The sequence below is a fragment of the Rhodococcus sp. SJ-2 genome, from assembly GCF_053750035.1.
The window spans coordinates 2823790-2846796 of the sequence record NZ_CM132340.1 but is presented as its reverse complement, the minus strand read 5'-3'; the positions used below and the strand labels follow the sequence as shown (position 1 = coordinate 2846796).

At 65.1% G+C, this 23007-nt stretch carries 20 protein-coding genes; 11 read left to right on the top strand and 9 right to left on the bottom strand.

What is annotated here, in order from left to right; all coding sequences use genetic code 11:
• Positions 1-124: 124 nt before the first annotated feature.
• Positions 125-991: an alpha/beta fold hydrolase gene (locus tag ACSYG9_RS13325; protein WP_440122985.1), complete on the bottom strand. Its 867-nt coding sequence runs from the start codon at positions 989-991 to the stop codon at positions 125-127.
• Positions 992-1081: 90 nt separating this feature from the next.
• A complete protein-coding gene (locus ACSYG9_RS13320) occupies positions 1082-1981 on the bottom strand; it encodes an IclR family transcriptional regulator domain-containing protein (RefSeq protein ID WP_440127650.1) in 900 nt (299 codons plus the stop codon).
• Between the two features lie 310 nt (positions 1982-2291).
• On the opposite strand from ACSYG9_RS13320, the gene ACSYG9_RS13315 reads away from it, so the two are divergent.
• From ACSYG9_RS13315 to ACSYG9_RS13305, 3 genes are all read left to right on the top strand, one after another.
• A complete protein-coding gene (locus ACSYG9_RS13315) occupies positions 2292-3203 on the top strand; it encodes an LLM class F420-dependent oxidoreductase (protein WP_454842789.1) in 912 nt (303 codons plus the stop codon).
• Entirely contained in the window at positions 3200-4345 is a 1146-nt protein-coding gene (locus tag ACSYG9_RS13310; RefSeq protein ID WP_440122983.1) for an NADH:flavin oxidoreductase, read from the top strand. The genes ACSYG9_RS13315 and ACSYG9_RS13310 overlap by 4 nt, the downstream gene beginning before the upstream one ends.
• A gap of 134 nt (positions 4346-4479) precedes the next feature.
• The gene (locus ACSYG9_RS13305; RefSeq protein ID WP_454842788.1) at positions 4480-5529 is read left to right on the top strand and encodes a 2Fe-2S iron-sulfur cluster-binding protein; all 1050 of its coding nucleotides are present in this window, start codon (positions 4480-4482) and stop codon (positions 5527-5529) included.
• A 73-nt stretch (positions 5530-5602) separates the two neighbouring features.
• Here the strand turns inward: ACSYG9_RS13305 and ACSYG9_RS13300 are convergent, their stop codons facing one another.
• The 5 genes from ACSYG9_RS13300 to ACSYG9_RS13280 form a co-directional block, all read right to left on the bottom strand.
• Positions 5603-6406: an SDR family NAD(P)-dependent oxidoreductase gene (locus ACSYG9_RS13300; RefSeq protein WP_440122981.1), complete on the bottom strand. Its 804-nt coding sequence runs from the start codon at positions 6404-6406 to the stop codon at positions 5603-5605.
• 48 nt (positions 6407-6454) lie between these two features.
• The gene (locus ACSYG9_RS13295; RefSeq protein ID WP_454842787.1) at positions 6455-6712 is read right to left on the bottom strand and encodes a hypothetical protein; all 258 of its coding nucleotides are present in this window, start codon (positions 6710-6712) and stop codon (positions 6455-6457) included.
• Positions 6693-7889: a Rieske 2Fe-2S domain-containing protein gene (locus ACSYG9_RS13290; RefSeq protein ID WP_440122979.1), complete on the bottom strand. Its 1197-nt coding sequence runs from the start codon at positions 7887-7889 to the stop codon at positions 6693-6695. Before ACSYG9_RS13290 ends, ACSYG9_RS13295 begins: the two co-directional genes overlap by 20 nt.
• Positions 7890-8071: 182 nt before the next feature.
• On the bottom strand, positions 8072-9745 hold the full coding sequence (locus ACSYG9_RS13285; protein WP_440122978.1) for an AMP-binding protein: 1674 nt from the start codon (positions 9743-9745) through the stop codon (positions 8072-8074).
• Between the two features lie 39 nt (positions 9746-9784).
• Positions 9785-10597 (bottom strand): MaoC/PaaZ C-terminal domain-containing protein, encoded by an 813-nt coding sequence (locus ACSYG9_RS13280; protein ID WP_454842786.1) that lies wholly within the window; start codon positions 10595-10597, stop codon positions 9785-9787.
• Between the two features lie 154 nt (positions 10598-10751).
• Here ACSYG9_RS13280 and ACSYG9_RS13275 point away from each other — a divergent pair, with 154 nt between their 5' ends.
• The 5 genes from ACSYG9_RS13275 to ACSYG9_RS13255 all read left to right on the top strand — a co-directional run bounded on the left by ACSYG9_RS13275 (position 10752) and on the right by ACSYG9_RS13255 (position 16091).
• A complete protein-coding gene (locus ACSYG9_RS13275; protein WP_440122976.1) occupies positions 10752-12434 on the top strand; it encodes an AMP-binding protein in 1683 nt (560 codons plus the stop codon).
• Between the two features lie 90 nt (positions 12435-12524).
• Positions 12525-13286, top strand: coding sequence for a (7aS)-7a-methyl-1,5-dioxo-2,3,5,6,7,7a-hexahydro-1H-indene-carboxyl-CoA hydrolase (gene echA20 / locus ACSYG9_RS13270; RefSeq protein WP_440122975.1), 762 nt, complete (start codon positions 12525-12527; stop codon positions 13284-13286).
• A gap of 77 nt (positions 13287-13363) precedes the next feature.
• Positions 13364-14245: a CoA transferase subunit A gene (locus tag ACSYG9_RS13265; RefSeq protein WP_454842784.1), complete on the top strand. Its 882-nt coding sequence runs from the start codon at positions 13364-13366 to the stop codon at positions 14243-14245.
• Positions 14242-15003: a CoA-transferase subunit beta gene (locus ACSYG9_RS13260; protein WP_440122973.1), complete on the top strand. Its 762-nt coding sequence runs from the start codon at positions 14242-14244 to the stop codon at positions 15001-15003. The genes ACSYG9_RS13265 and ACSYG9_RS13260 overlap by 4 nt, the downstream gene beginning before the upstream one ends.
• 20 nt (positions 15004-15023) lie before the next feature.
• The gene (locus ACSYG9_RS13255; protein ID WP_440127649.1) at positions 15024-16091 is read left to right on the top strand and encodes a nitronate monooxygenase; all 1068 of its coding nucleotides are present in this window, start codon (positions 15024-15026) and stop codon (positions 16089-16091) included.
• Positions 16092-16169: 78 nt separating this feature from the next.
• Here ACSYG9_RS13255 and ACSYG9_RS13250 read toward each other — a convergent pair whose 3' ends face one another.
• Complete coding sequence (locus tag ACSYG9_RS13250; protein WP_440122972.1) at positions 16170-16757, bottom strand: TetR/AcrR family transcriptional regulator C-terminal ligand-binding domain-containing protein; 588 nt, start codon at positions 16755-16757, stop codon at positions 16170-16172.
• A gap of 113 nt (positions 16758-16870) precedes the next feature.
• Here ACSYG9_RS13250 and ACSYG9_RS13245 point away from each other — a divergent pair, with 113 nt between their 5' ends.
• Positions 16871-18433, top strand: coding sequence for an ABC transporter substrate-binding protein (locus ACSYG9_RS13245; RefSeq protein ID WP_440122971.1), 1563 nt, complete (start codon positions 16871-16873; stop codon positions 18431-18433).
• A 41-nt stretch (positions 18434-18474) separates the two neighbouring features.
• Positions 18475-20055: an ABC transporter substrate-binding protein gene (locus ACSYG9_RS13240; RefSeq protein ID WP_454842783.1), complete on the top strand. Its 1581-nt coding sequence runs from the start codon at positions 18475-18477 to the stop codon at positions 20053-20055.
• A gap of 93 nt (positions 20056-20148) precedes the next feature.
• Here the strand turns inward: ACSYG9_RS13240 and ACSYG9_RS13235 are convergent, their stop codons facing one another.
• Positions 20149-20895, bottom strand: coding sequence for a methyltransferase domain-containing protein (locus ACSYG9_RS13235; protein WP_440122969.1), 747 nt, complete (start codon positions 20893-20895; stop codon positions 20149-20151).
• 134 nt (positions 20896-21029) lie between these two features.
• Between ACSYG9_RS13235 and ACSYG9_RS13230 the strand changes: the two genes are divergently transcribed.
• Positions 21030-23006: a CocE/NonD family hydrolase gene (locus ACSYG9_RS13230; protein WP_454842953.1), complete on the top strand. Its 1977-nt coding sequence runs from the start codon at positions 21030-21032 to the stop codon at positions 23004-23006.
• The last annotated feature ends 1 nt before the right edge of the window (position 23007 follow it).

The window sequence follows — 23007 nt, the reverse complement described above, 5'->3', positions numbered from 1 at the left end:
GGGATGTTGTCAGGCCGCTTACCGTCTCGACCTGGCGATGCTCTCTACCGTGGAGGATCCGCGACCGCCTTGCGTGAATTTTCCGCTCAGCGGGAGTTCAGTGAGCCGCGCGGCGTTCGGCGGATCAGGCGTCGTGCCTCTTCAGGAAGGCGAGGACAGTTGCCAGCCACGCCTCGCGGGCTTCGATCATGGTCCAGTGCCCGCAGTTCGGGAATACGTGCAGTTCACCGTGTGCGAGTTCGCGCATCGGCAGCATCGCCATGTCGACCGGGCTGACGCGGTCGTCGCGACCCCAGGTGAGCAGGGTGGGGACCTTGATCTTGCCGAGCTGAGCCCAGTACGGCGTCTCGTTCGAGGAGGCAGCGGCGCGTGCGCCTGCCGTGAATGCCGCGGTGCCGTACATGCGACGGGCGATCTCGAGGGTCTTCGGCTCGGTGGCCAGTGACCACCGCTCCTCGATGAGTTCCTCGGTGAGGATCGCGGGGTCGAAGACCATCGAGCGCAGCCAGCGAACCAGCTTCTCGCGGGTCGGATCGTCGGTGAACTCCATGAGCAACCGGATGCCCTCGCCCGGCGAGGGTGCGAACACCGAGCGTCCGGCGCCGCCGATCGTGACGAGCTTGTTCACTCGCTCGGGTTCGGCGAGGGCGAACTGGGTTGCGACGATGCCACCCATCGAATTGCCGATGATCGCGACGTCGGACAGGCCGAGACCGTCGAGGAAGTCCTTGACGGCGAACTTGGCCATCGCCATCGGGTGGCCCTCACACGGATCGCTGACGCCGAAGCCGGGGAATTCGAGGACGAGGCAACGGTAGTGCTCCGCGAAGTCGGCGAGGACACCGCGGTAGTTCCGCCATCCCGTCACGCCCGGGCCCGAACCGTGCAGCAGCAGGAGCGGCGGGCCGTCTCCGGCTTCGTGGTAGCGAAGCACTCCGCGATCGGTCGTGAGTTCGCGTGCGGTGCCTTCTTGCGTCAGTTCTGTCGTCATATCCTCGACATTTCCAGTGATTCCCTTCACATTGCGCCGGGGCTCCCAGTCAACGAGACGATTTCGCTTGCATCCGAGCCGGGGGCGGGCCTACATCCACTGCCCGGCCTGGGTGGCGACCAAGCGTTCCATCGCCTGCGGCGACCACGACGGCGCGGGCTCGGCGGCGGTGCGACGGGCGCGGCGCGGGGTACCGAGTTCAGGATGGAGGATGCGGGAGATGTCGCGGGCAGCGTCGGCCACCAACGGCGCCACACGCTCGAGATGGCCGGGGCGCGCGGGTCCGCACAGGGAGATTCCCGCGACCGGGCCTGCCGGGCTCCGCACTGCTGCCCCCACGCATGCCATGCCGTTCTGGGCTTCGCCGGTTTCGAAGGCCAGTCCGTGACGCTGCCGGATACGGCCGAGTTCCTGATGGAGGGTGCCGAGGTCGGGGATCGTGCGTTCGGTGCGACGCACGAGATGGGTGCCGTAGAACGCGTCGACCTGCTCGGGCTCGAGGCCGGCGAGGATCGCCTTGCCGCACGCGGTGATGTAGGCGGGGACGCGGCCGCCGACACGGGAGGTGAGCGTGACGGCGAGCTGGCCGCCGACCTTGTCGAGATAGATGCAGTCGCCGCGGTCGAGGACGGCGAGGTGCGCGACCATGCCGGTCTGCAGGTGGAGTTCGTGGAGAAGCGGCGCCGCGGCCTCACGGATGCGGCTGTGTCCGTTGTCGCTTGCGCCGAGGGATTTCGCGCGGCGCCCGAGGCAGTAGCCGAACGAGGCGTGGTCGACCCATTCGAGGCGGACCATCTGGTCGAGGATGCGGTGGACGGTCGAGCGGGGCAGTCCGGTGCGGCACGCCACCTCTTCGAGGGTCAGGCGCGAACCGGCGCCGTCGAATGCGTCGAGGATCAGAGTCATGCGCTCGACCATCGATGCCGGGAGTTCACGCTTGGACTCCGACGTGTCCTGCACGGTCGTGCTCTGCACTGTAACGGCCTGCATCTCTGTGGACTGGACCATCGTCTCTCCCTCTCCGAACCTTGCTTCTACCTGGGCAAACAAGAAAAACTGAAATTCATTCTTGTGCCGACGTGACTAGTATCACCCAGCAGGTGCCGATAACACAAGTAAGAGTTCTGCGCACTTCGTCGTCCACTCACCGAATCCGCCTCACCGAAGGCAACTCCGATACATCCCACTGAGCAGGAGATCACGCGAACCACCCCGGTTCGACCGGTAGAAAAGTCGAACAGGACGAGCACCTGCCCACCCCGCGCTGCCGCGCCAGAATCGGTTCGAGGTGATCGATCGGATGCATATAGGGATCACATCACCCGTGGTGATAGGCCACCCGGCAACACTCGCCGAGTGGGAACGCGATGCCGGCATCGCCGAACTCGCACGTATCGCGGAAACAGCGGACAGCCTCGGATTCCATCACCTCACCTGCAGCGAACATGTTGCCGTACCGACCGACGTCGCAGCCGAACGCGGCGGCACCTACTGGGACCCCCTCGCAACCTTCGGCTACCTCGCCGCGCGCACCTCACGGATCCGGCTCAACACCAGGGTCCTCGTCCTCGGCTATCACCACCCGCTCGAGATCGCGAAGCGCTACGGAACTCTCGACACCGTCAGCGGCGGCAGGCTCATCCTCGGGCTGGGAGTCGGAAGCCTCGAGGCAGAATTCGACCTCCTCGGAGCGCCCTTCGCCGACCGCGGCGCACGCGCCGACGAAGCACTCGCCGCCCTGCGCTCCTGCATGTCGACGCCGACCCCCGAGTTCCACGGCACCTACTACGATTTCGCCGATATCCAGGTCCGGCCGCATGCGATCCAGCCGCACGTTCCGTTCTGGATCGGCGGGCGCACAGCCCGATCCCTACGACGTGCGACAACCCTCGGCGACGGCTGGCTACCGTTCGGACTCACCATGGAACAGACCGAGACGATGCTGGCGAAAGCGAACCTCCCGCCCCGGTTCGAGGTCGTACTCGCTACCGGCAGGCCCCTCGATCCGCTCGGTTCACGCGAGCAGACTCTGCGCGCACTCGACCGCCGTAGGCGAGCAGGAGCGACGATCGTGGGCGCGGCCATCTCCGCGACCGGCGTCGAGCACTACTGCGACCAGTTGTATGCGCTGCGCGATCTCGCACCCGAGATCGGCGCTGCGTTCGACACGCCATCTCTGCCCGATACCGACGAAAGAGCACCGCACCGATGACCCGAACGCTGTCTCCCCTGTTCCGCCCCCTGTCGATCCGGACCCTCGAACTGCCCAACCGCATCGTGATGTCACCGATGACACGCTCGTACTCGCCCGGCGGAGTACCCGGGGCCGACGTCGCCGAGTACTACCGGCGACGGGCAGCGGGCGGTACCGGGCTGATCATCACCGAGGGCACCGCCATCGGGCATCCCACGGCGGTGGACAACCCGCGCGTGCCCCGCATGCACGGCGACGACGCACTCGAGGGCTGGCAGCGCGTCGTCGATGCGGTACACGCAGAAGGCGGCCGGATCATCCCGCAGCTGTGGCATGTCGGACCGCTCTGGGGTGCGATGACCTCCGCAGTCGACCCCGCCCTCACCCCCATGCGACCGTCCGGCGTGTGGGGCGAGGTCGGTCTGACCTCCTACTCCGATGAATATGTCGCGCGGGCTGGTGAACCGTGCCGCGCCATGACCGAGGAGGACATCGCCGACGTCATCGCCGCCTACACTGAGGCCGCCCGTAACGCCCGGGAGGTCGGGTTCGACGGCATTGCCCTGCACGGCGGCCACGGTTATCTGCTCGACTCGTTCCTGTGGGACTCCACCAACCGGCGCGACGACCACTGGGGCGGCGACCTCGAACGGCGCACCCGATTCCCCGCCGCCGTGGTGGCGTCCGTCCGAGACGCGGTCGGCGACGACACACCGATCTTCTTCCGCTTCTCCCAGCACAAGCAGCAGGACTACCACGCACGGATCGCGCAGACGCCCGAGGAGCTCCAGATCATCCTCTCGGCGCTGGCCGAAGCAGGCGTCGACGTCTTCGACGCGAGCATCCGTCGCTTCGACGCGACCGTCTTCGAGGGTAGCGATCTGTCCCTTGCCGGGTGGGCCAAGAAGCTGACCGGCGCACTGTCGATGGCCGTGGGCAGTGTCGGTCTCGGGGCGAGTCTGCGCGAAAGCCGAACCTCGGGGACTGCTCCCACCGCCGACAACATCCCCGAGCTCGAACGTAGGCTCTCCGGCGAGGAATTCGACCTCATCGCCATCGGCCGCCTCCATCTCGCCGATCCCGCGCTGGCAACCAAGCTCCGCGACGGATCTGCACTACCGGAGTTCGACCGATCGGTGCACGAGGGCACCCTCACCTGAGCGCACCCGGATCACCTTCACTCGACTTCGGCTCTCCTGCTTGGTGTCCCAACCATCGGGAGGGCCGTTCGTCGTTGTCGGTGTTCCCATTACCGTGATCCATACACCTTTTCCCGCATTTTAAGGAAGCCACGATGACATCCGTTCAGACGCCGGTGAGCACGCGCGCGGTGGCGGTCACCGTGGCCGCTGTCGTACAGGAGACCGCCGACGCGGTTTCTCTGGTCTTCGACATCCCCGCAGATCAGAGCGACCGCTTCACCTACAAGCCCGGCCAGTTCCTGACTCTCCGCATCCCGAGCGATCGGACGGGCTCGGTGGCACGGTGCTACTCACTCGCGAGCTCACCGCACAGCGACGAACAGCTCAAGGTGACGGTCAAGCGCACCGTCGACGGTTACGGGTCGAACTGGCTGTGCGACAACGTTTCTTCGGGTGACGAGCTCGTGGTGCTGCCGCCGGCGGGTGTGTTCACCCCGAGCAGTCTCGACGACAAGCTGCTGCTGTGCGCAGCGGGCAGCGGAATCACGCCGGTGATGTCGATTCTCAAGTCGGCGCTCGCGGCAGGCAACCGCGACATCGTCGTGTTCTATGCCAACCGCGACGAGAACTCCGTCATCTTCGCGCAGGAACTGCGCGACCTGGCGATCCGCTACCCGGGTGCCTTCACCGTGCTGCACTGGCTCGAAACCGTGCAGGGCAGACCGGTCGCGGGTCAGCTCAGCACTCTGTTCTCGCCGTACGCCGAGCATCACGCGTACATGTGCGGTCCGCAGCCCTTCATGGACGCGGTACGCGAAGGTCTCGGAGCTGCCGGGCTGCCGTCGGATCGGATCCACGCCGAGGTGTTCACATCCCTCACCGGGGATCCCTTCGCCGAGATCGCCCCGATCGACGTAGCGGACGACGAGGAGACTTCATCTGTGCAGGTGAGTCTCGACGGCGACGATCACGAACTGTCCTGGCCGCGGTCCGCAACCCTCGTCGACGTCATGCTCTCCAAGGGCCTCGACGTGCCCTACTCGTGCCGCGAGGGCGAATGCGGTTCGTGCGCATGCACTGTCGTGTCCGGCAAGGTCGACATGCCCGAATCCGCGATCCTCGACGACGAGGACGTCGCCAGCGGGTACGTACTCGCGTGCCAGGCCCGTCCGATCAGCGATCGCATCGAAATCGAGTTCTGATCGAACCAATCGCAGAACCAACGGGAAAGGCCGGCGAGGTGTTCACCTCGCCGGCCTTTCCGTTCGTCGTGTATCAGCGGTTCAGCAGTGCCCGCATCGCCTTCGCGGCACCGAGGACCATCTTGTCGCGCGGGAACCCGCTGCGCTTGACCGCCGCATCGTAGTTGCCGCCCGCAACCCACACCGGACCGTCTGCCAGATGCTCGAGACCCTCGCGGGCCACGTCCTCCGGCTCCGCCACCAACATGCCCGGGATATCGAAGTTCAGGCCCGCGCGCTCCATGGCGGGCGTACGGGTGACACCGAGGATGAGCTCGAGCACGTGCACGTTGTACGGTTCGAGTTCGAGCCACAGGCTTTCCGCGAAGACCCGGCTGAATGCCTTCGACGCCGCGTAGATGCTCTGGTGTTCCGAGCCCATGTAGCCGGCCAGGGAGCCGAGCAGCATGATTCCACCGCGGCCCATCTCCTTCATGCGCGCACCGAACAACTGCGACAGCTCGATCTGCCGATGCACGTTCAGCTCGATCACGCCGCGGAAGCCGTCGAGGTCGCCGGTGACGAACTCGTGGCCGTAGCTGTTGGCGCCGGCATTGAAGATGAACAGGCCCACCTCGAGGTCGGCAGTCGCCGACCGGATCGTGTCGACGGCGTCGGCCGCGAGCAGATCGAGGGACAGCGTGCGCACCTCCACGCCGTGCGCACGCACCTTCGCGGCGGTCTCTTCGAGTGGTTCCGGCTTGCGTGCAATGAGCAGCAGGTCGAACCCGGCACGGGCGAGTTCGTCGGCGAAAGCCGCGCCGACACCCTCGGAGCCACCGGCGATCACCGCCCACTGTCCGTACCGAGCGCGGTCGATCGATTGGGTTTCGGTCATCAGAATCCTTCGAGAAGTGTTGTGGTACCGGTCATCCGGCGGCAATGACTAGTGGAGAATCGGGGCCGGAACCGGCGCGTCGTCGACCACATCGATCAGCCCCTCCGCGGCAGCGCGGGTAATGGCGGCAAGCATCGACGGGCACGTCGGTCGTGGCGCGCCAGGGCGCCGGGACGTATCCGCCCCGGCCCCGGACTCGCGGCACTGCTCACGCGCCCGCTGGTCCCACTGGATCTCGGTGTGTTCCCAGCTGTTCTTCTTCACCAGCACCTGCGCCATGCAGTCGTTACACCGAAGGGGCTGCATCGGTCTTCTCTGCGCCTGCGGGTTCGGTCCGGCCGTCAGCACCCGCCGTCCTCGCTGCCATGTTGGCTTCGACTTCCTTCATCCAGGCTGCGACCGGGCGGGTGGTGTCCATCTCGAATTCGAAACGGTCGGTCATCTCCGGCTTCACCTCGGCGGCGTCGACGTAGAACTGCTCGTACCAGCGTCGCAGCTGGTAAACCGGGCCGTCTTCCTCGCACAGCAGCGGATTCTCGATCCGGGTCTTGTTCTTCCAGATCTCGACATCCTGCTCGAACCCACGCGCGATGAAGGTGCCGAACTGCTGCGCCGTCTTGAGGGCGGCATCACCTTCGAGACGATCCGACTTCTTGACGATCATCCCGTACATGAGCACGAACTTGTCGGCGGAGACCGGGTAGTGGCAGTTGAGGAGCACCGATTCGATGTCGTAGCCCTCGTACTCGTACTTCAGATCGTCGATCATGAACGACGGACCGAAGTACGACGCCTCCGAGTGGCTGCCGAGCATCTTCGGCTGTCCCTCGGTATTCGGACGCATGTCCGGCCGGGCCTGACCCCTCATGACCTGCGTCGCGACGTGGCCTTCGAAGATGTTCTTGAAGAACGTCGGGAACGAGTAGTGCACGTAGAAGAAATGCGCCATGTCGACGATGTTGTCGATGATCTCGCGGCAGTTGGTATCGACCTCGGTGGTGTACCAGATCCAGTCGGTCCACTCGTCGCTGGTCGCGCCTTCGATCCGGGGAATCGTGACGTCCGCAGGCGGCGGGTTGCCCTCGGGGTCGTGCCAGACGAAGAACAGACCGTCCTGTTCGAGTGTGGTCCACGCGCGGGTCTTGGCGATCGGAGGAACACGACGGGCATACGGAATGTCCTTGCAACGACCGTTTCCACCCCACCGCCAGTCGTGGAAGGGGCAGGCGATGTTGTCGCCCTTGACGGTGCCCTGCGACAGGTCGCCGCCCATGTGACGGCAGTATCCGTCGAGGACCTTCAGCTCTCCGTTGGAATCGGCCCAAGCAACGAGTTTCGTGCCGAACGCCTCGATGGAATGTGGCTTGCCGTCCTTGAAGGATTCCGCCAGTCCGAGGCAGTGCCACCCGCGGGCGAAGCGGGTGGGAGCGGAACCGACGACGATTTCGCGGATTTCGGTGTTACCGGAAGTATCCAGGCTCACGGTCGTCCGTCCTTTCGGAAGTAGTGATCGAGTGAGCGGAACAGAGTGTTCCGTTCGCGGCGCGGACTCGTCACAGGCTGTGAGACAAGTCCTGGTGGGGCTGTATGAACGTCACGGTAGGTGAGCGAGGTCACCGCCGAGCTGCAGGTCCCGCTCGGTGAGACCGTCTCTCCCTGCCACGGCTAGGCGGAGACGAACGGTGCCGGAAGCAGAGCCGCCCTGCCCTGCTCGGTGAAGTCGCGTTCGATCTGTGTGCGCCCCGCGTCGTCGAGCAGCACGTATTCGCGAGTGCGCCCCACCCGGACATACACCGGGTCGGCGGTGTTCCATGCGGCGGCCCGCAGCGGTGCCTTGTCGATCTTGTTACTGCCGGTGAGCGGGAGGTGATCTGTCACGCGCACGAAGCGCGGCCACCACTTGTCGCCCATGTCGGGCTGCTCGGCGAGCGTCTGCCCGAAAACCTGAGGATCGAACGCCGCGCCTGCGTCGAGCTCGACTGCACACATCACCTGGTCGCCCGTCGCCGGGTCCGGTACCGCGAACACCGGAGCCGACAGGATCCCGGGGATCCGGACCAGGATGCGCTCGACCGGTGCGGCCGAGAAGTTCTCGCTGTCCACGCGCAGCCAATCCGATGCGCGACCGGCGAAATAGAAGAACCCGTCGGCGTCGCGATATGCGAGGTCACCGGTCCAGAAGTCGTCGCCCTTCACCCGCTCGGAAGTGGCACCCGGATTCTTGTAATAGCCCTCGAACGCGGCCGCGCCGCCGATCGCGACGATCTGTCCGACCGCTTCGGAGTTGAGCAGCCGGCCGGCCTCATCGAACTGCGCGGGGGGACATTCCTCGCCTGTCTCCTCGTTGATGACCCGTGCATCGGCTCCATTCGCCGCAGTACCGATCGACCCGGCCGGGGAGCCGGGGGTGCGGTTGATCCTGAGGACGCCCTCGCTAGAGCCGTAGCCCTCGATCACAGTGCACCCGAATCGCTCGGTGAACCGGGCAATGTCCACCTCGGACGCTTCGGTACCGAAGGCCACCTCGAGTGTCCCGTTGCGGTCACGCGGGTCTTCCGCTTTGTTCAGCACGTACGACAGCGCGCGTCCGACATAGTTGACGAAGGTCGCACCGTAACGGTGGATATCGTCGGAGAACTTGCTGGCAGAGAACTTCCGGATGAGACCGACGGTCGCTCCGACGCGCATCGCAGTGCCGAGGTTCAGCATCACCGCATTGCCGTGGAACAGCGGCATACACAGATACGCCACCGAATCCCGGCGCATCCGGGTGCGCTCGACCAGGGCGTCGAGGAGGCGCCCGAGCCTGCCCTGCGTGACGATGACAGCCTTCGGCCTGCCCGTCGACCCGGAGCTGAACAACAGGAGGGCGATGTCGTCGGGTGCGGGGACGGTGTCGGGCAGGTCGGCACCACGATGCGGTTCGAGAAAACGCAGGTAGTCGGGCGAGTCGATGTCGAGAATCCGGTCTGCGGACAGGCCGTGGTCGGTACCGTTCACCAGGTGCGCAAGGCGCGCTTCGGTGACGACGAAGTCCACGTCGGCCTGACGGATGTCGTCGGCGATCTCCGGTCCGCTACGGCTCGCGTTGAGACCCACGACCACGGCTCCGGCGAGCGCACCGGCGCCGATCCAGAACACGAAGTCCGGCACGTTCTCGAGCAACACGCCGACATGCCGACCACGACCCGCGGGTTCACCGACAGCGGCGGCGAGCGCGGCCGCACGCTCGGCGCTCTCCTGAATCACCTGATCCCAGGTCCATTGCCGGTCCTCGAACCGGAGACCGATCTTGTCGTCACCCTTGCGGGAACGCACTACTTCGGCGAACGTGTCCAACTTTTTCCTCCAGAAGATTCCGGCCGTGTGCGAATGCGGTCAGGCGAACGTCGCACGCCCACCCGATACCACGGCGTTGTCGCCTGCACGGACGTCGAATTGCAGGTCGGTGCTCTCGCCCCAGATGCGGAGCTCGTGATCGTTGCCGGGGAACGCGGGTGCAGCAAAGCGTCCGGACAACGACGTCAGGTCCGCCGGATGCGCGCCGACCGCGCGTGCCAACGGGATCGTCGATGCGGCGAGCGTGCACAGCCCGTGCATGATCGGGCGAGGCTGCCCGATGTGTGCAGCCGCCTCGGGATCGATATGGATGTGGTGCCGGTCGCCGGTCAACCGGTACAGCGCAGCCTGGTCCTCACGGGTGGTCAGAGTGGCCGTCCGGTCCGGTGCACCTTCGGGCGCCGGCGCTGCCGACGGTCCGCGTTCGCCACCGAAGCCGCCCGCGCCCGGCGCGAACAGCGACCACGTTGCGACGAAGAACTCCGATTCGACAAGTACCTCGAATACCGCCGCGCGGCCCTTGTCCCACACTTCGCCGACCTTGGCCGACAACGTGAGCTCACCCGAGCGTGGAAGCGGCGCGCGAACCTCGAGGTACTGCGCGCCGTGCACGGCGGTGCGGGTATCGAACCCGCCGCGAGCACCGAGTTCGTCGGGTGCCCACTGTGCGAGTGTGAGGGCGAACGTCGGGAGTACCCTGAGCCGATCCTCGAACACGAGGTCGAGATCCGTGGCGGGCGCGCCCACCGCGAGTGCATACAGGATCGCGTCGCTCTCGTCGTAGCGGACGGTGCGTGTACCCAGTTCTACGCCGCGCCAACGAGCGGTCGACGATTCTTCGGTGACGGTCATATTGTGGTCGGTCCTTTCTCCACTGTGAGCAGGCTAAGTGGGTCCCCGACCGCTCCTGCCCGGGATCTCACTCACCGGTACATTCGAAGGTCGTGGTCGGGAGCATGAGAGCCTTTCGCGACACACAAGCGCCGTCGAGGAGGGGAGAGCTCTTGTGACCGTCCCGTCGGATCCGCGGCCGTTCCTGGACCAGCTCATTTCTCGTCTCACCGGTCGAGGTGGCGCCTTCGAAATCGTCATGGACGAGGTACTGGGCACCGAGATGCCGGTGATGAAGAACCGTGGCCGGGCCGTCGCCGACCTGCTGTCGCAGTCGCTCGTGTGGGGGGACCGAGAGTATCTCGTGACGTCGGAGCGCCGAATCACATTTGCCGAGCATGCGCGCGAGGCCTACGCGCTCGCCGCGGCGCTGCGCGAACGTTACGGAGTTTCGGTCGGCGACCGAGTCGCGATCCTGTCGGCGAATCGGCCCGAATGGGTCACTGCTTTCTGGGCGACGCAGGCGCTGGGGGCGATCACCGTGGGACTCAACGCGTGGTGGGTGCGGCCCGAGATCGAATTCGGGATCAGGTGCTCGCGCCCCCGGGTGGTGATCGTGGATGAGCAGCGAGCCGAAACCACGGCCGCCATGGGCGTGACCGACACGATCGTGCTCACGATCGAGGAGGATCTGCCGCGCTTGATCGCAGAGTTCGCCGGCGCGCAACCACCCCCGCCGAGAGTGGACGAGGACGACCCCGCTGTACTCCTGTACACCTCCGGCACGAGTGGCGAACCGAAGGGGGCGTTGCACTCGCAGCGGAATCTGCTGGCGGTGGCCGATTATCACCGTTATTCCGATGCCATTACCGCCGCCTGGACCGGTGGGCAGTATGCGCACGGCGTCCCGTCGGATACCCGCCACCTGCTCACTTCCTCGCTGTGCCACATCACCAGCCTGCACAACACCGTTGTGCCCCGCCTCGCGACCGGCAGCACCGTCGTCATGAACCAGGGTTGGCTCGGAATCCGACCCGTGCTGGAACTGATCGAAAGCGAAGAGGTCACCCACTGGAATGCCGTTCCGTCGATGGCGGCGCGGATGCTCGAAACAGAAGATCTCGACCAGTACGACCTCACCTCACTGATCGGGTTCACGTTGTCCTCGGAACCGACGACCCCCGAGTTCAAGCAACGAATCCGCGAGCGATTGCCCTTCGGCAGTCATGCCCTCGTCGACAGTTACACGATCACCGAATGCAGTACCTCGATCACGGCCGCAACCGCCGCATCACTCGACAAGTATCCGGGCACTGTCGGCGAGCCGGTGATCACGGTGAGCCTCGAGATCCGTGACCAGCACGGAGGATGGCTTCCCGACGGTCAACCCGGCGAGGTGTGCGTGCGCAGCCCGTTCGTGATGCTCGGGTACTGGGACGACGCCGAGGCCACCGCGCAGACGATCACCGCCGACCGCTGGCTGCGGACGGGTGACTACGGCGTCGTCGAGGGTGGTCGGCTACGGCTCCTGGGCCGGCGGGCCGATCTCATCGAACAGAACGGCGAATCGATCTACCCGTCGGAGGTCGAGCGAGTCCTCGGCGACCATCCTGCGGTCCGTGAATGCCTGGTCAGTGGCCTGTCCCATCCCGAGTGGGGTCAGGAAGTGTGCGCGGTTGTCGTTCTGAACCCTGGTTCGGACGCGACCAAGGAAGAACTGACGGCCTACATTGCCGATCATCTTGCCTACTTCAAAGTGCCGACCCGCTGGCGCCTCACCCGGAATCTGCTGCCTCGCAACACCACCGGCAAGATCGTTCGACGCCGCTTTCCCGGCGACGACCTGCCCGGGTACTGAGGCGCGACCCCGAGTCACTGTGCCCTGGAACAGGCATGTGCTAACTTACCAAGCAATCGCTTGGTTCGGTACCGACGTTAGGAAAATGCCATGGGCATCACCTCCACCTCCGACGGCGCAGGGATCACCACGGTCACCGTCGACTTCCCGCCCGTGAACGCTCTCCCCTCCGCCGCATGGTTCGAGCTGGCCGACGCCATCGTGGCCGCAGGCAAGGACATGAGCACGCACGTCGTCGTCCTGCGCGCCGAGGGTCGCGGCTTCAACGCCGGCGTCGACATCAAGGAAATGCAGGCCACCGAAGGCTTCGATGCTCTCATCGCCGCCAATCATGGCTGCGCCGCCGCATTCGCCGCGGTCTACGACTGCGAGGTCCCCGTCGTCGTCGCGGTCAACGGCTTCTGCGTCGGAGGGGGCATCGGGCTTGTAGGCAACGCCGATGTGATCGTCGCTTCCGACGACGCCGTATTCGGCCTTCCCGAGGTCGACCGCGGCGCGCTCGGAGCTGCAACCCACCTCGCACGCCTCGTCCCCCAGCACCTGATGCGCACCCTGTATTACACCGCGCAGAACGTCACTGCCCAGCAACTCGAGCATTTCGGGTCTGTCTACAAGGTGGTGCCGCGCGACGAACTCGACGCCGCCGCACGCGAAGTCGCCGGGATGATCGCCGCCAAGGACACGCGCGTCATTCGCCGCGCCAAGGAAGCCATCAACCGGATCGACCCGGTCGACGTGAAGACCGCCTACCGCATCGAACAGGGCTTCACCTTCGAACTGAACCTCGCCGGTGTCGCCGACGAGCACCGCGACGAGTTCGTCGCCACGGGCAAGCCCCGAAGCAACCACTGAGCCGTACAGAGAACTGAGCCGTACAGAGAACTGGGCGGTCCAGGAACTGAGCAGTACGAGAAGGAGCTTGAACACTCATGCGTGACAAGAGGATGTCGCTCGACGAGGCTGTCGGCGAACTGCGCAGCGGAATGACCATCGGCCTGGGCGGCTGGGGATCACGCCGCAAGCCCATGGCATTCGTCCGCGCAATTGCGCGTTCGGACCTCAAAGACCTGACCGTCGTGACCTACGGTGGTCCCGACCTGGGGCTGCTGTGCTCTGCGGGCAAGGTCAAGAAGGCGTACTACGGCTTCGTGTCGCTCGACTCGGCGCCGTTGTACGACCCGTGGTTCGCCAAGGCCCGCACCTCCGGTGATCTCGTCGCCCGCGAAATGGATGAGGGCATGGTCAAGTGCGGCCTCGAAGCGGCCGCCGCGCGCCTGCCGTTCCTACCGATCCGCGCAGGCCTCGGCTCCGACGTGCAGAGCTTCTGGGGCGACGAACTGCAGACCGTCACCTCCCCCTACGCCGACGAATCCGGGAAGCGCGAGACCCTGATCGCAATGCCCGCGCTGAACCTCGACGCTTCTTTCGTGCACCTCAACATCGGCGACAAGCACGGCAACGCCGGCTACCAGGGCGTCGACCCGTACTTCGACGATCTCTACTGCATGGCCGCCGAGAAACGATACGTCTCCGTGGAGAAGATCGTCGAAACCGAGCAACTGGTCAAGGAAGTTCCGCTGCAGCAGCTGTTGCTGAGCCGTCTGATGGTCGACGGTGTCGTCGAAGCACCGAACGGTGCCCACTTCACGCTCGCAGGCGACTCGTACGGTCGCGACGAGAAGTTCCAGCGTCACTACGCCGAGGCCGCCAAGACCCCCGAGTCGTGGCAGGCCTTCGTCGACCGGTTCCTCTCCGGATCCGAAGAGGACTACCAGGCCGCCGTCAAGAAGTTCGCAGAGGAGCAGGCATGACCACCACCGACACTGTGACCCGCGCCGAGTACTGCGCAATCGCATGCGCCGAGATCTTTTCCGGTGCAGGCGAAATCGTCGCCAGCCCGATGGCGACGCTCCCGCAGATCGGTGCGCGTCTGGCCAAGCTCACCACCGAACCCGACCTGGTGATCACCGACGGCGAGGCACTGATTCTTGCCGAGGTGCCCGCGCTCGGCGCGAAGGCCCCGGTCGAGGGGTGGATGCCGTTCCGCAAGGTGTTCGACGTCGTCGCATCCGGACGCAGGCACGTGGTGATGGGCGCCAACCAGATCGACCGGCACGGCAACCAGAACCTCTCCGCCTTCGGCGACGACCTGCAAAAACCGACGCGACAGATGTTCGGTGTGCGCGGCGCCCCGGGTAACACCATCAACCACGCCACCAGCTACTGGGTGGGCAAGCACTCGACCCGCGTCTTCACCCACAAGGTCGACATCGTGTGTGGCGTGGGCTACGACAAGATCGACCCCGAGAACCCCGCGTTCCGTTTCCTCGAGATCCCCCGCGTGGTCACCAACCTCGGTGTGTTCGACTTCGGTGGGCCGGACCACTCGTTCCGCGCCGTCACACTGCATCCGGGCGTCGACGCGGAGACCGTCGCCGCGAACACGTCGTTCGAGGTCGCCGGCCTCGCCGAGGCAGGCGTCACCCGCGAGCCGACCGCCGAAGAACTGCGACTGATCCGCGAGGTCATCGACCCGAAGAGCCTGCGCGATCGCGAGGTCTCGCTGTGACTTCCGGTGGCGGAAAAGCCCTGCTGCGTACTCCGCTGACCGAACTCGTCGGCATCGAGCACCCCATCGTCCAGACGGGCATGGGGTGGGTGTCGGGTCCGCGTCTGACCGCAGCGACGTCGAATGCGGGCGGTCTGGGAATCCTCGCCTCGGCGACGATGACCTACCCCGAACTCGAAGCGGCAGTGGCGAAGACGAAGTCGCTCACCGACAAGCCGTTCGGTGTGAACATGCGTGCCGATGCGTCGGACGCGGGAGAACGTATCGACCTGTTGATCCGCGAGAACGTCAAGGTTGCGTCGTTCGCGCTGGCTCCCAAGAAGGAACTCATCGCAAAGCTCAAGGATCACGGCATCGTCGTGGTCCCGTCGATCGGCGCAGCCAAGCATGCGGTGAAGGTCGCGTCGTGGGGTGCGGATGCGGTGATCGTGCAGGGCGGTGAGGGCGGTGGTCACACCGGGCCCGTCGCCACCACGTTGCTGCTGCCCAGCGTGCTCGACGCCGTCGACATCCCGGTCATCGCTGCGGGCGGTTTCTTCGACGGTCGCGGTCTCGCCGCAGCACTGACGTACGGTGCGGCCGGTGTCGCGATGGGCACGAGGTTCTTACTCACCAGCGACAGCGCCGTGCCGGATTCGGTCAAGCAGCAGTATCTCGCTCGCGGTCTGCAGGACACCACCGTGTCCCTCAAGGTCGACGGAATGCCACACCGCGTCCTCAACACCGAACTGGTGAACAGCCTCGAGAAGTCCAGCTACGCCAAGGGGCTCGTCGCAGCGGCACGGAACGCGACGAAGTTCAAGTCGATGACCGGCATGAAGTGGTCCACGCTGGTCAAGGACGGACTCGCCATGAAGAAGGCGAGCGACCGTACCTGGCAGCAGATCATCATGGCCGCCAATACCCCCATGCTGCTCAAAGCCGGTCTCGTCGAAGGCAATACCGAAGCCGGTGTGCTCGCCTCGGGTCAGGTCGTGGGCATGGTCGACGACCTGCCGAGCTGTGCAGAGTTGATCGACCGGATCATGACCGATGCGGTTGCTCGTATCGATGCGCTCGGAGCCCTGCGGGAATCCGGACGCGTCTGACGAACCTCGCAGCCCTGATGTAGTGCTCGCAGCCCCGGTGATCATCCACTGGGGCTGCGAGCTTTACATTCACCCTGCTTACTTCTCGTCGTTCACGGGTCGCAGCATTCGCACGATCATCTCCACCGTCCGCTCGACCGGGTCGGGTCGGGAGTCCGTGATCGGCACGACGATGCGCGTCCATACGGCTCCGAGGAGCATGTCGAACACATCGTTGGGGTCGAGCGTCGGATCGACGGTGCCCGGTGGTGCCGATTCCAGGATTGCGAAGAACTGTGGCCGCACCGACACCCGCTGGTAGGCGGCGCCGTGGCCGGCGTCGGACCGGCGATGCGCCAGCAGAGGCCCCGCCGCCGCACGGGTCGCCGGATCGCTGAACGTGTCTGTGTACGCGCGGATGAAGCGGCGCAGATCCTCTCGGAGGTCTCCGGTGGGGCTTACCTTCAACGGACTTTCCATGGGGAAGGCGGCGTCCTCGATCAGCTCGATCCGGGATGACCACCTTCGATAGATCGCCGACGCGTGCACACCCGACCGCACCGCCACGGCCTGGATTGTCGTCGCTTCGAATCCTTGCTCGGCGAGCAGTTCGCGCGCGGCGACGAGTGCCCGTTCGTCGATGCTGGTGTCGCGCGGTCTGCCCGGACGACGGGACGCGTCCGCCATGTGGGCGATCGTACCCAGTCTGCCTATTTCAGGAGATGGTCTTCTATATCTCGCTCGATCTTGCTAACTTCTCTCCTCAGGACTTGTGACACACCCCACAATGAGGGAGATCGATGATCCGGCGCACTCTGACCACCGTCGTTGCGGCATGTTCGGTGTTACTTCTCGTGGGGGCATGCGGCGCGCCCAACTCCGGCGGCGACTCGGACGAACCGGTCGGTGATCCCGTCTCCGGTGGTTCGGCCACCATGATCCAGGTTCGCGAACCGGTATCGCTCGACCCGGCTGCATTGAGCAACAACTGGGTCGGCCAGAGCCTCCTCGGAAACGCGCTCTACGGAACGCTGATGATCGACAATCCCGAAACCCTCGAGATCGAATACCGGATGGCGACCGGCTTCTCGACCACCGACGGCGGCAATACGTTCACGCTCGAGCTGCGACCCGGCCTGACTTTCACCGACGGAACACCCCTCGATGCTCAAGCAGTACACCTCAATTGGTCGCGTATCGCCGACCCCGACACGGGGTCGAGCTCTCTCCCCCAGGCCTCCCAGATCTCCGCGACGGAGGTAGTCGACGACACCACCCTGAAGGTCGTCATGGCCAATCCGAACCCGATGTTCGCCTACTCGATCACCAACAGCACGCTGAACTGGATCGCCTCCCCCACTGCCCTGGAGATGGGCAAGGACGCCTTCAACAACTCTCCGGTCGGAGCGGGGCCGTTCAGCCTCACGGACTGGCGTCGCCAGGATCGCATGGAGCTCACACGCAACCCCGGCTACTGGGACGCACCTCGGCCCTATCTCGACAACATCACCCTCCTGAGCGTCGCCGACGGCACCCAACGGGTCAACATGCTCGCATCAGGCGGGGCCGATCTCGCCTCGGAAACCAGCTGGACAGCATTGGCCAGAGCTGAGGATGCCGGGCTGGGCACCGAACTCGCACCCGTCGGCGGCGGGCAGTACTTCGCGATGAACACCCGCCGCGCCCCGTTCGACGACCCCCGCGCGCGTCGCGCCGTCTCGATGGCATTGAATCTCGACGACATCAACGCGGCCGCTTTCGAAGGCACCGGCGACATCCCGGAGACCCTGTTCCCCGAGTCTTCACCGTTCTACAAGGACATAGCGTTGGCCGAGTACAACTCCGAGGAGGCCCAGCGCCTGTTCGACGAGCTCGCCGCGGAAGGAAAGCCCGTCGAGTTCTCTTTCCTTGCAACAACGTTGCCGGAGACCAAGGCGACCGCGGAAGTCAGTCAGGCGCAACTTGCCGCGTACGACAATGTGAACATGGACGTCGAGATCGTCGATTTCGCCGCATTCATTCCGCGCAACATCGCCCGCGACTACGACATGATGATCTCGTCGGCGAATGTCCAAGAGCCGGACTCCACCTTGTGGAATGCCTTCCATTCACGGTCGATGGGCAACGTCACCGGTATCTCCGATCCCGAACTCGACGCTGCTCTCGATGCGGGCCGCGTGGGCACCACACCCGAGGAACGCGACGCAGCCTACGAGATCGTGCAGAAACGACTCCACGAGGTTGCTCCCGGCGTCTGGTACACACGCGCGGCGCCGGCCGTCATGACCACCGACAATATCCACGGCATCCGCATGTACTCACTCGGCTCCCCGCTTCCTGCGGAAATGTGGGTCACGGGATAACGACGCACCACATCACCGCTACCTGAAGGATAGGTACATTCATGCTCGAATGGGTTGTTCGGCATAGAAACCCGGTCACCGCGCTCGTCTCCATCTGCGCGGCAGCGCTGCTCCTGACGGCGTGCGGAGCAGACGGCGGCTCCAGCGCGTCTGCGGGGTCCGACGGTGAACCGGTTCCTGGCGGCGTCGCCCGTATCATCCAGGTGCGCGAACCAGTGTCGCTCGACCCGGCGACCCTCGCCAACAACTGGGTCGGCCAAGGCCTGCTGGGCAATGCGCTCTACGGGACGCTGATGATCGACGACCCGCACACGCTCGAACTCGAACATCGGATGGCCGAAGATTTCGTCACGTCCGACGGCGGCGCCACCTTCCTCCTCACCCTGCGGCCGGATCTCGCCTTCACCGACGGAACACCGCTCGACGCCGAAGCAGTGAAGTTCAACTGGGATCGCATTCTCGATCCGTCGCTCGGATCCGGTTCGCTGACACTGGCGTCACAGATCGCAGGGACCGAGGTCATCGACAATGCAACATTGAAGATCACTCTCGTTGCACCCAACCCGAAGTTCGGGAACTCGATCACATCGAGCGGGCTCAACTGGATAGCCTCCCCGTCCGCGCTGGCCGAGGGAACCGACGCCTTCAACGCAGATCCCGTCGGCGCGGGCCCATTCACACTGACGGAGTGGACACGCCAGGACCGCATGAAACTCGAACGCAACCCCGGCTACTGGGATGCGCCCCGTCCGTACCTCGACGCCATCGAACTCCGCGCCGTCAGTGACGCGAACCAGCGTGTCAACATGATGGTCAGCGGTGGCGCCGATCTGGCGTCCGAATCCAGCTGGGCAGCGCTGGCGAAGGCCGAGCAGGCAGGGTTGGCCACCGACGCCGTACCCGTCGGCGGCGGGCAGTACCTGGTCATGAACACTCGACGTGCCCCGTTCGACGACCCCCGAGCCCGGGAGGCGGTGAGCGCGGCGGTGAATCTCGACGACATCAACAGCGCGGTGTTCGAGGGGCACGGCCAGGTTCCCGACACGCTGTTCCCGGAGTCCTCACCGTTCCACGCGGACATTCCCCTCCGCCGGGAGGATCCGCAGCGAGCACAACAACTCTTCGACGAATTGGCCTCGGAGGGGAAACCTGTCGAATTCACTTTCACCGCAACTTCCCTCGTGGAGATCAGATCCGTGGCCGAGAGTCTGCAGGCGCAGCTCGCCGCCTACGACAACGTCGAGGTCGAGGTCGAGGTGCTCGACATCGCGGGATACATGCCGCGCACTGCAGCCCGTGATTTCGACATGATCATCTGGGCCGCCGACAGCCCCGAACCCGACACCACCTTGTGGAACGCTTTCCATTCCACCTCGTCGGGGAATCACACCGGAATTTCGGACCCCGCGCTGGACGCCGCGCTCGACGCCGGACGTACGGGCACCACGGGCGAGGAACGTGTGGCCGCATACCGAACGGTGCAGGAACGACTCGCCGAGCTCGAACCCGGAATCTGGTACATCCGGTCGGCACCGTCGGTGATCAGTAGCCAGGATCTGCACGGAGTGCAGATGTATGCACTCGGATCGGCACTACCGGACGAATTGTGGCTCACTCCATAGCTTCGGTCGGTGTCCGGCGTGCAGTTCTCGTCGCAATCTACGGATACGCAATCTACGAATAATAGCGACGAAAACTGCATGCTCACGGGTGCTTCAGATCGTTCCCACGCGCATGTTGACGGGCGACGTGAACTCCCGCGTTGTCGCGGGGTCACCCCACAGGTCTGCCAGATCCGCTGCGAAGGACTCGAGAACCTCGGATTTGCCCGCCTCCGCGGCCTTTCGGGTCGCCGACCATGTCGAGAGATAGCCCAGCATGCCGTTCAGGTCCCACTCCTTGTGGATCTGCATCGGTGGAGCAGGACGCTCGTCGAAAGGAAAGTCGATGTCGGCATAACCGTTGTCGACGTGCGTGCGTTCCTCGGGCCAATACGGGCCGATCTCGGTCCGATAGAAGTGCTGAAACCGCTCGTCGAGGTCTGCGTCGAGTTCTATGACCCCGTAGCTGACCAGCGCGAGCACAGCATCGTCGACGGCGATCCGCCGGACCTCGCTGTAGAACGCCGGGCGGTCGAACCAGTGCGCCGCCTGCGCGGCGGTGATCAGGGCAGCGCTCCGATCCGGCACGGGAAGCGTCTCGGCGGGTGCCTGAAGGTAGCGGACCCGATCATGGAGCCTGGCGTTCGCGATCTGATCTGCACTGGGATCGACTCCGATCACGACATCGAAACGGGTTGCGAGCTGCACCGTCAATTGGCCGTTTCCACATCCGACATCGACCGCCAGATCGGTCGCCGGAGCAAGAGAAGCGACGAACTCCGCGAGCTCCGCCGGGTACTCTGGACGAAACTGTGCGTAGGCCCGACCGCCGCGATCGAACCAGTTCTTTCCCGCCGCCATGATCCGAAAATACAGCACACCTGTGTGTGCACATCGTTGACCTGGGGATTACCGACGGCTAACGTGCCAGCAAGCTGTTACTGCCGGTACAGGGGGAACCAAAGGTGAAAAGACGTCTCATCAGTGCTGTCGTCATGGCGGCGACCGCCGCTATGACGATTGCTCTCGCACCCACGGCTGCGGCTGATCCTGCGGGCGGCGCCGATGCAATCGGATGGCAGGAGGCCGTGGATGCGCCCGATGCGTACCCCGGCACCGCAGTCGAGTGGGATGTGCCGATCACCCTCAGCGACGGAACTGTACTCCGCGCCAATGTGTTCCGCCCTGCGAATGCCGACGGGACACCGATCGACGAGCAGACGCCCGTGGTTCTCAACCTCACGCCGTACACCAAACTTCTGTCGACGCTCGCGTCCGTCGCGATGGAGGATCCGACTCTTCAGCCGCTCGTCGAAGATCTCGGGACGATCCTCGATCTCGGCGTTCCCTTCGACGGCATCACGGAGCTTGCCGCCCCCGCGGCGCAGCTGGGACGCGCCTTCGGGCTCAACCGCGACCTCGTGCAGAACGGCTATACGCAGGTCATCGTCGACGTCCGCGGCACCGGATTTTCCCATGGACAGTGGGACGTGCTCGGACCTCGCGAACAACAGGACACCGTCGAGGTCATCGACTGGGCGGCGTCGCAGCCGTGGTCCAACGGTCGCGTCGGCACCACGGGTGTGTCGTATTCGGCGATCAATCAGATCCAGGCTGCCGGACACCGACCGGCCGAACTCGACGCCGTGTTCGCCGTCGAACCCGGCAACGATCTGCTCCGCGACATCGTCGGCACCGGCGGTGCGATCGGCGTCGGCTTCATGCCGGCATGGCTCGGCCTCGTCAACGGCCTCAAGTGGGCCCCCGACGTCGAAGCCCTGCTGCAGGGCAGATTCGATGCGCAATGGCTCCGCGATCGTATGGCCGATCCGTTCACGAAGATCCCCGAACTCGTCGAAGCACTCACCGCACCGACCATCGAGGGTGTCTCACCCGAGGCACTCGAAGTCGCGCAGGATGGCCCGTTCTATCAGGAACGACAAGCAGATCTCGACGCGATCGACGTACCCACCTTCGTGTTCGGCAATTGGCACGACATCTTCGCCAACAGCGAGCCCGACATCTACAACTCGATTCCGGTGTCGCCCGGCAACAAACAACTCGTGATGGGCGACGGGTACCACGCCGTCCTCGGCGAGGGCTTCGGCACTCCCGGACACCCGCCGACGATGGTCGCATTGCAGCGTGCCTGGTTCGACCACTGGCTCAAGGACATCGACAACGGCATCACCGAGTACGGTCCGGTTACGCTGCTGCAGCAGGGCGGTGGCTGGACCACCACCGACCAATTCCCGCGTGCGGGTGTCGAATACCAGCGGATGTACCTGTCGACGACACCGAGCGGCACTGCGGCGCACTCGGTCCACGATGGAAGCCTGCAGCCCACCCCGCAGGATTCTCCGGCGCGGCTCACCGTCGCACCCGGCCTGCGCGGGGTATGTTCGAGGGAAGCTGCGCAGGGCACTGCGGGGATCGCCGTCCTCCTCGGATCGAACTGCACGAAGGACGCACGCTTCAACGAGGCAGAGGGCCTGACGTTCACCTCGCGGCCGATGGCAGAGCCGACCGTCATCTCCGGGCCGATCAACCTGCATCTGAACACGGTGCTCGACACCCCCGACGGTTTCTGGTCGGTGTCGATCAATGATGTTGCACCCGATGGCCGCTCCACGGTGCTGTCCAGCGGATCCCTGGTTGCGTCACTGCGCGCGATCGATGATTCGAAGAGTACGTTCACCTCGTCGGGCGACTACACGCGCGCCCATCCGTACCTGACTCTCGACACACACCAACCGGTCGTGCCCGGCCGGCCCACGCAACTCGATATCAGCATGCTGCCCACCGACGCGATCCTGCAGCCGGGACACCGCATCCGGATCGACGTCTACGCATCCAGCATTCCCCGGTCATTGCCGCTCGGCCCGATGCTCCACAACAGTGGGCTCGCACCGCAGCATCTCGAACTCGATTCCGCCGTACCGAGTTTCGTCACGTTGCCCGTCGTGGGCTGAT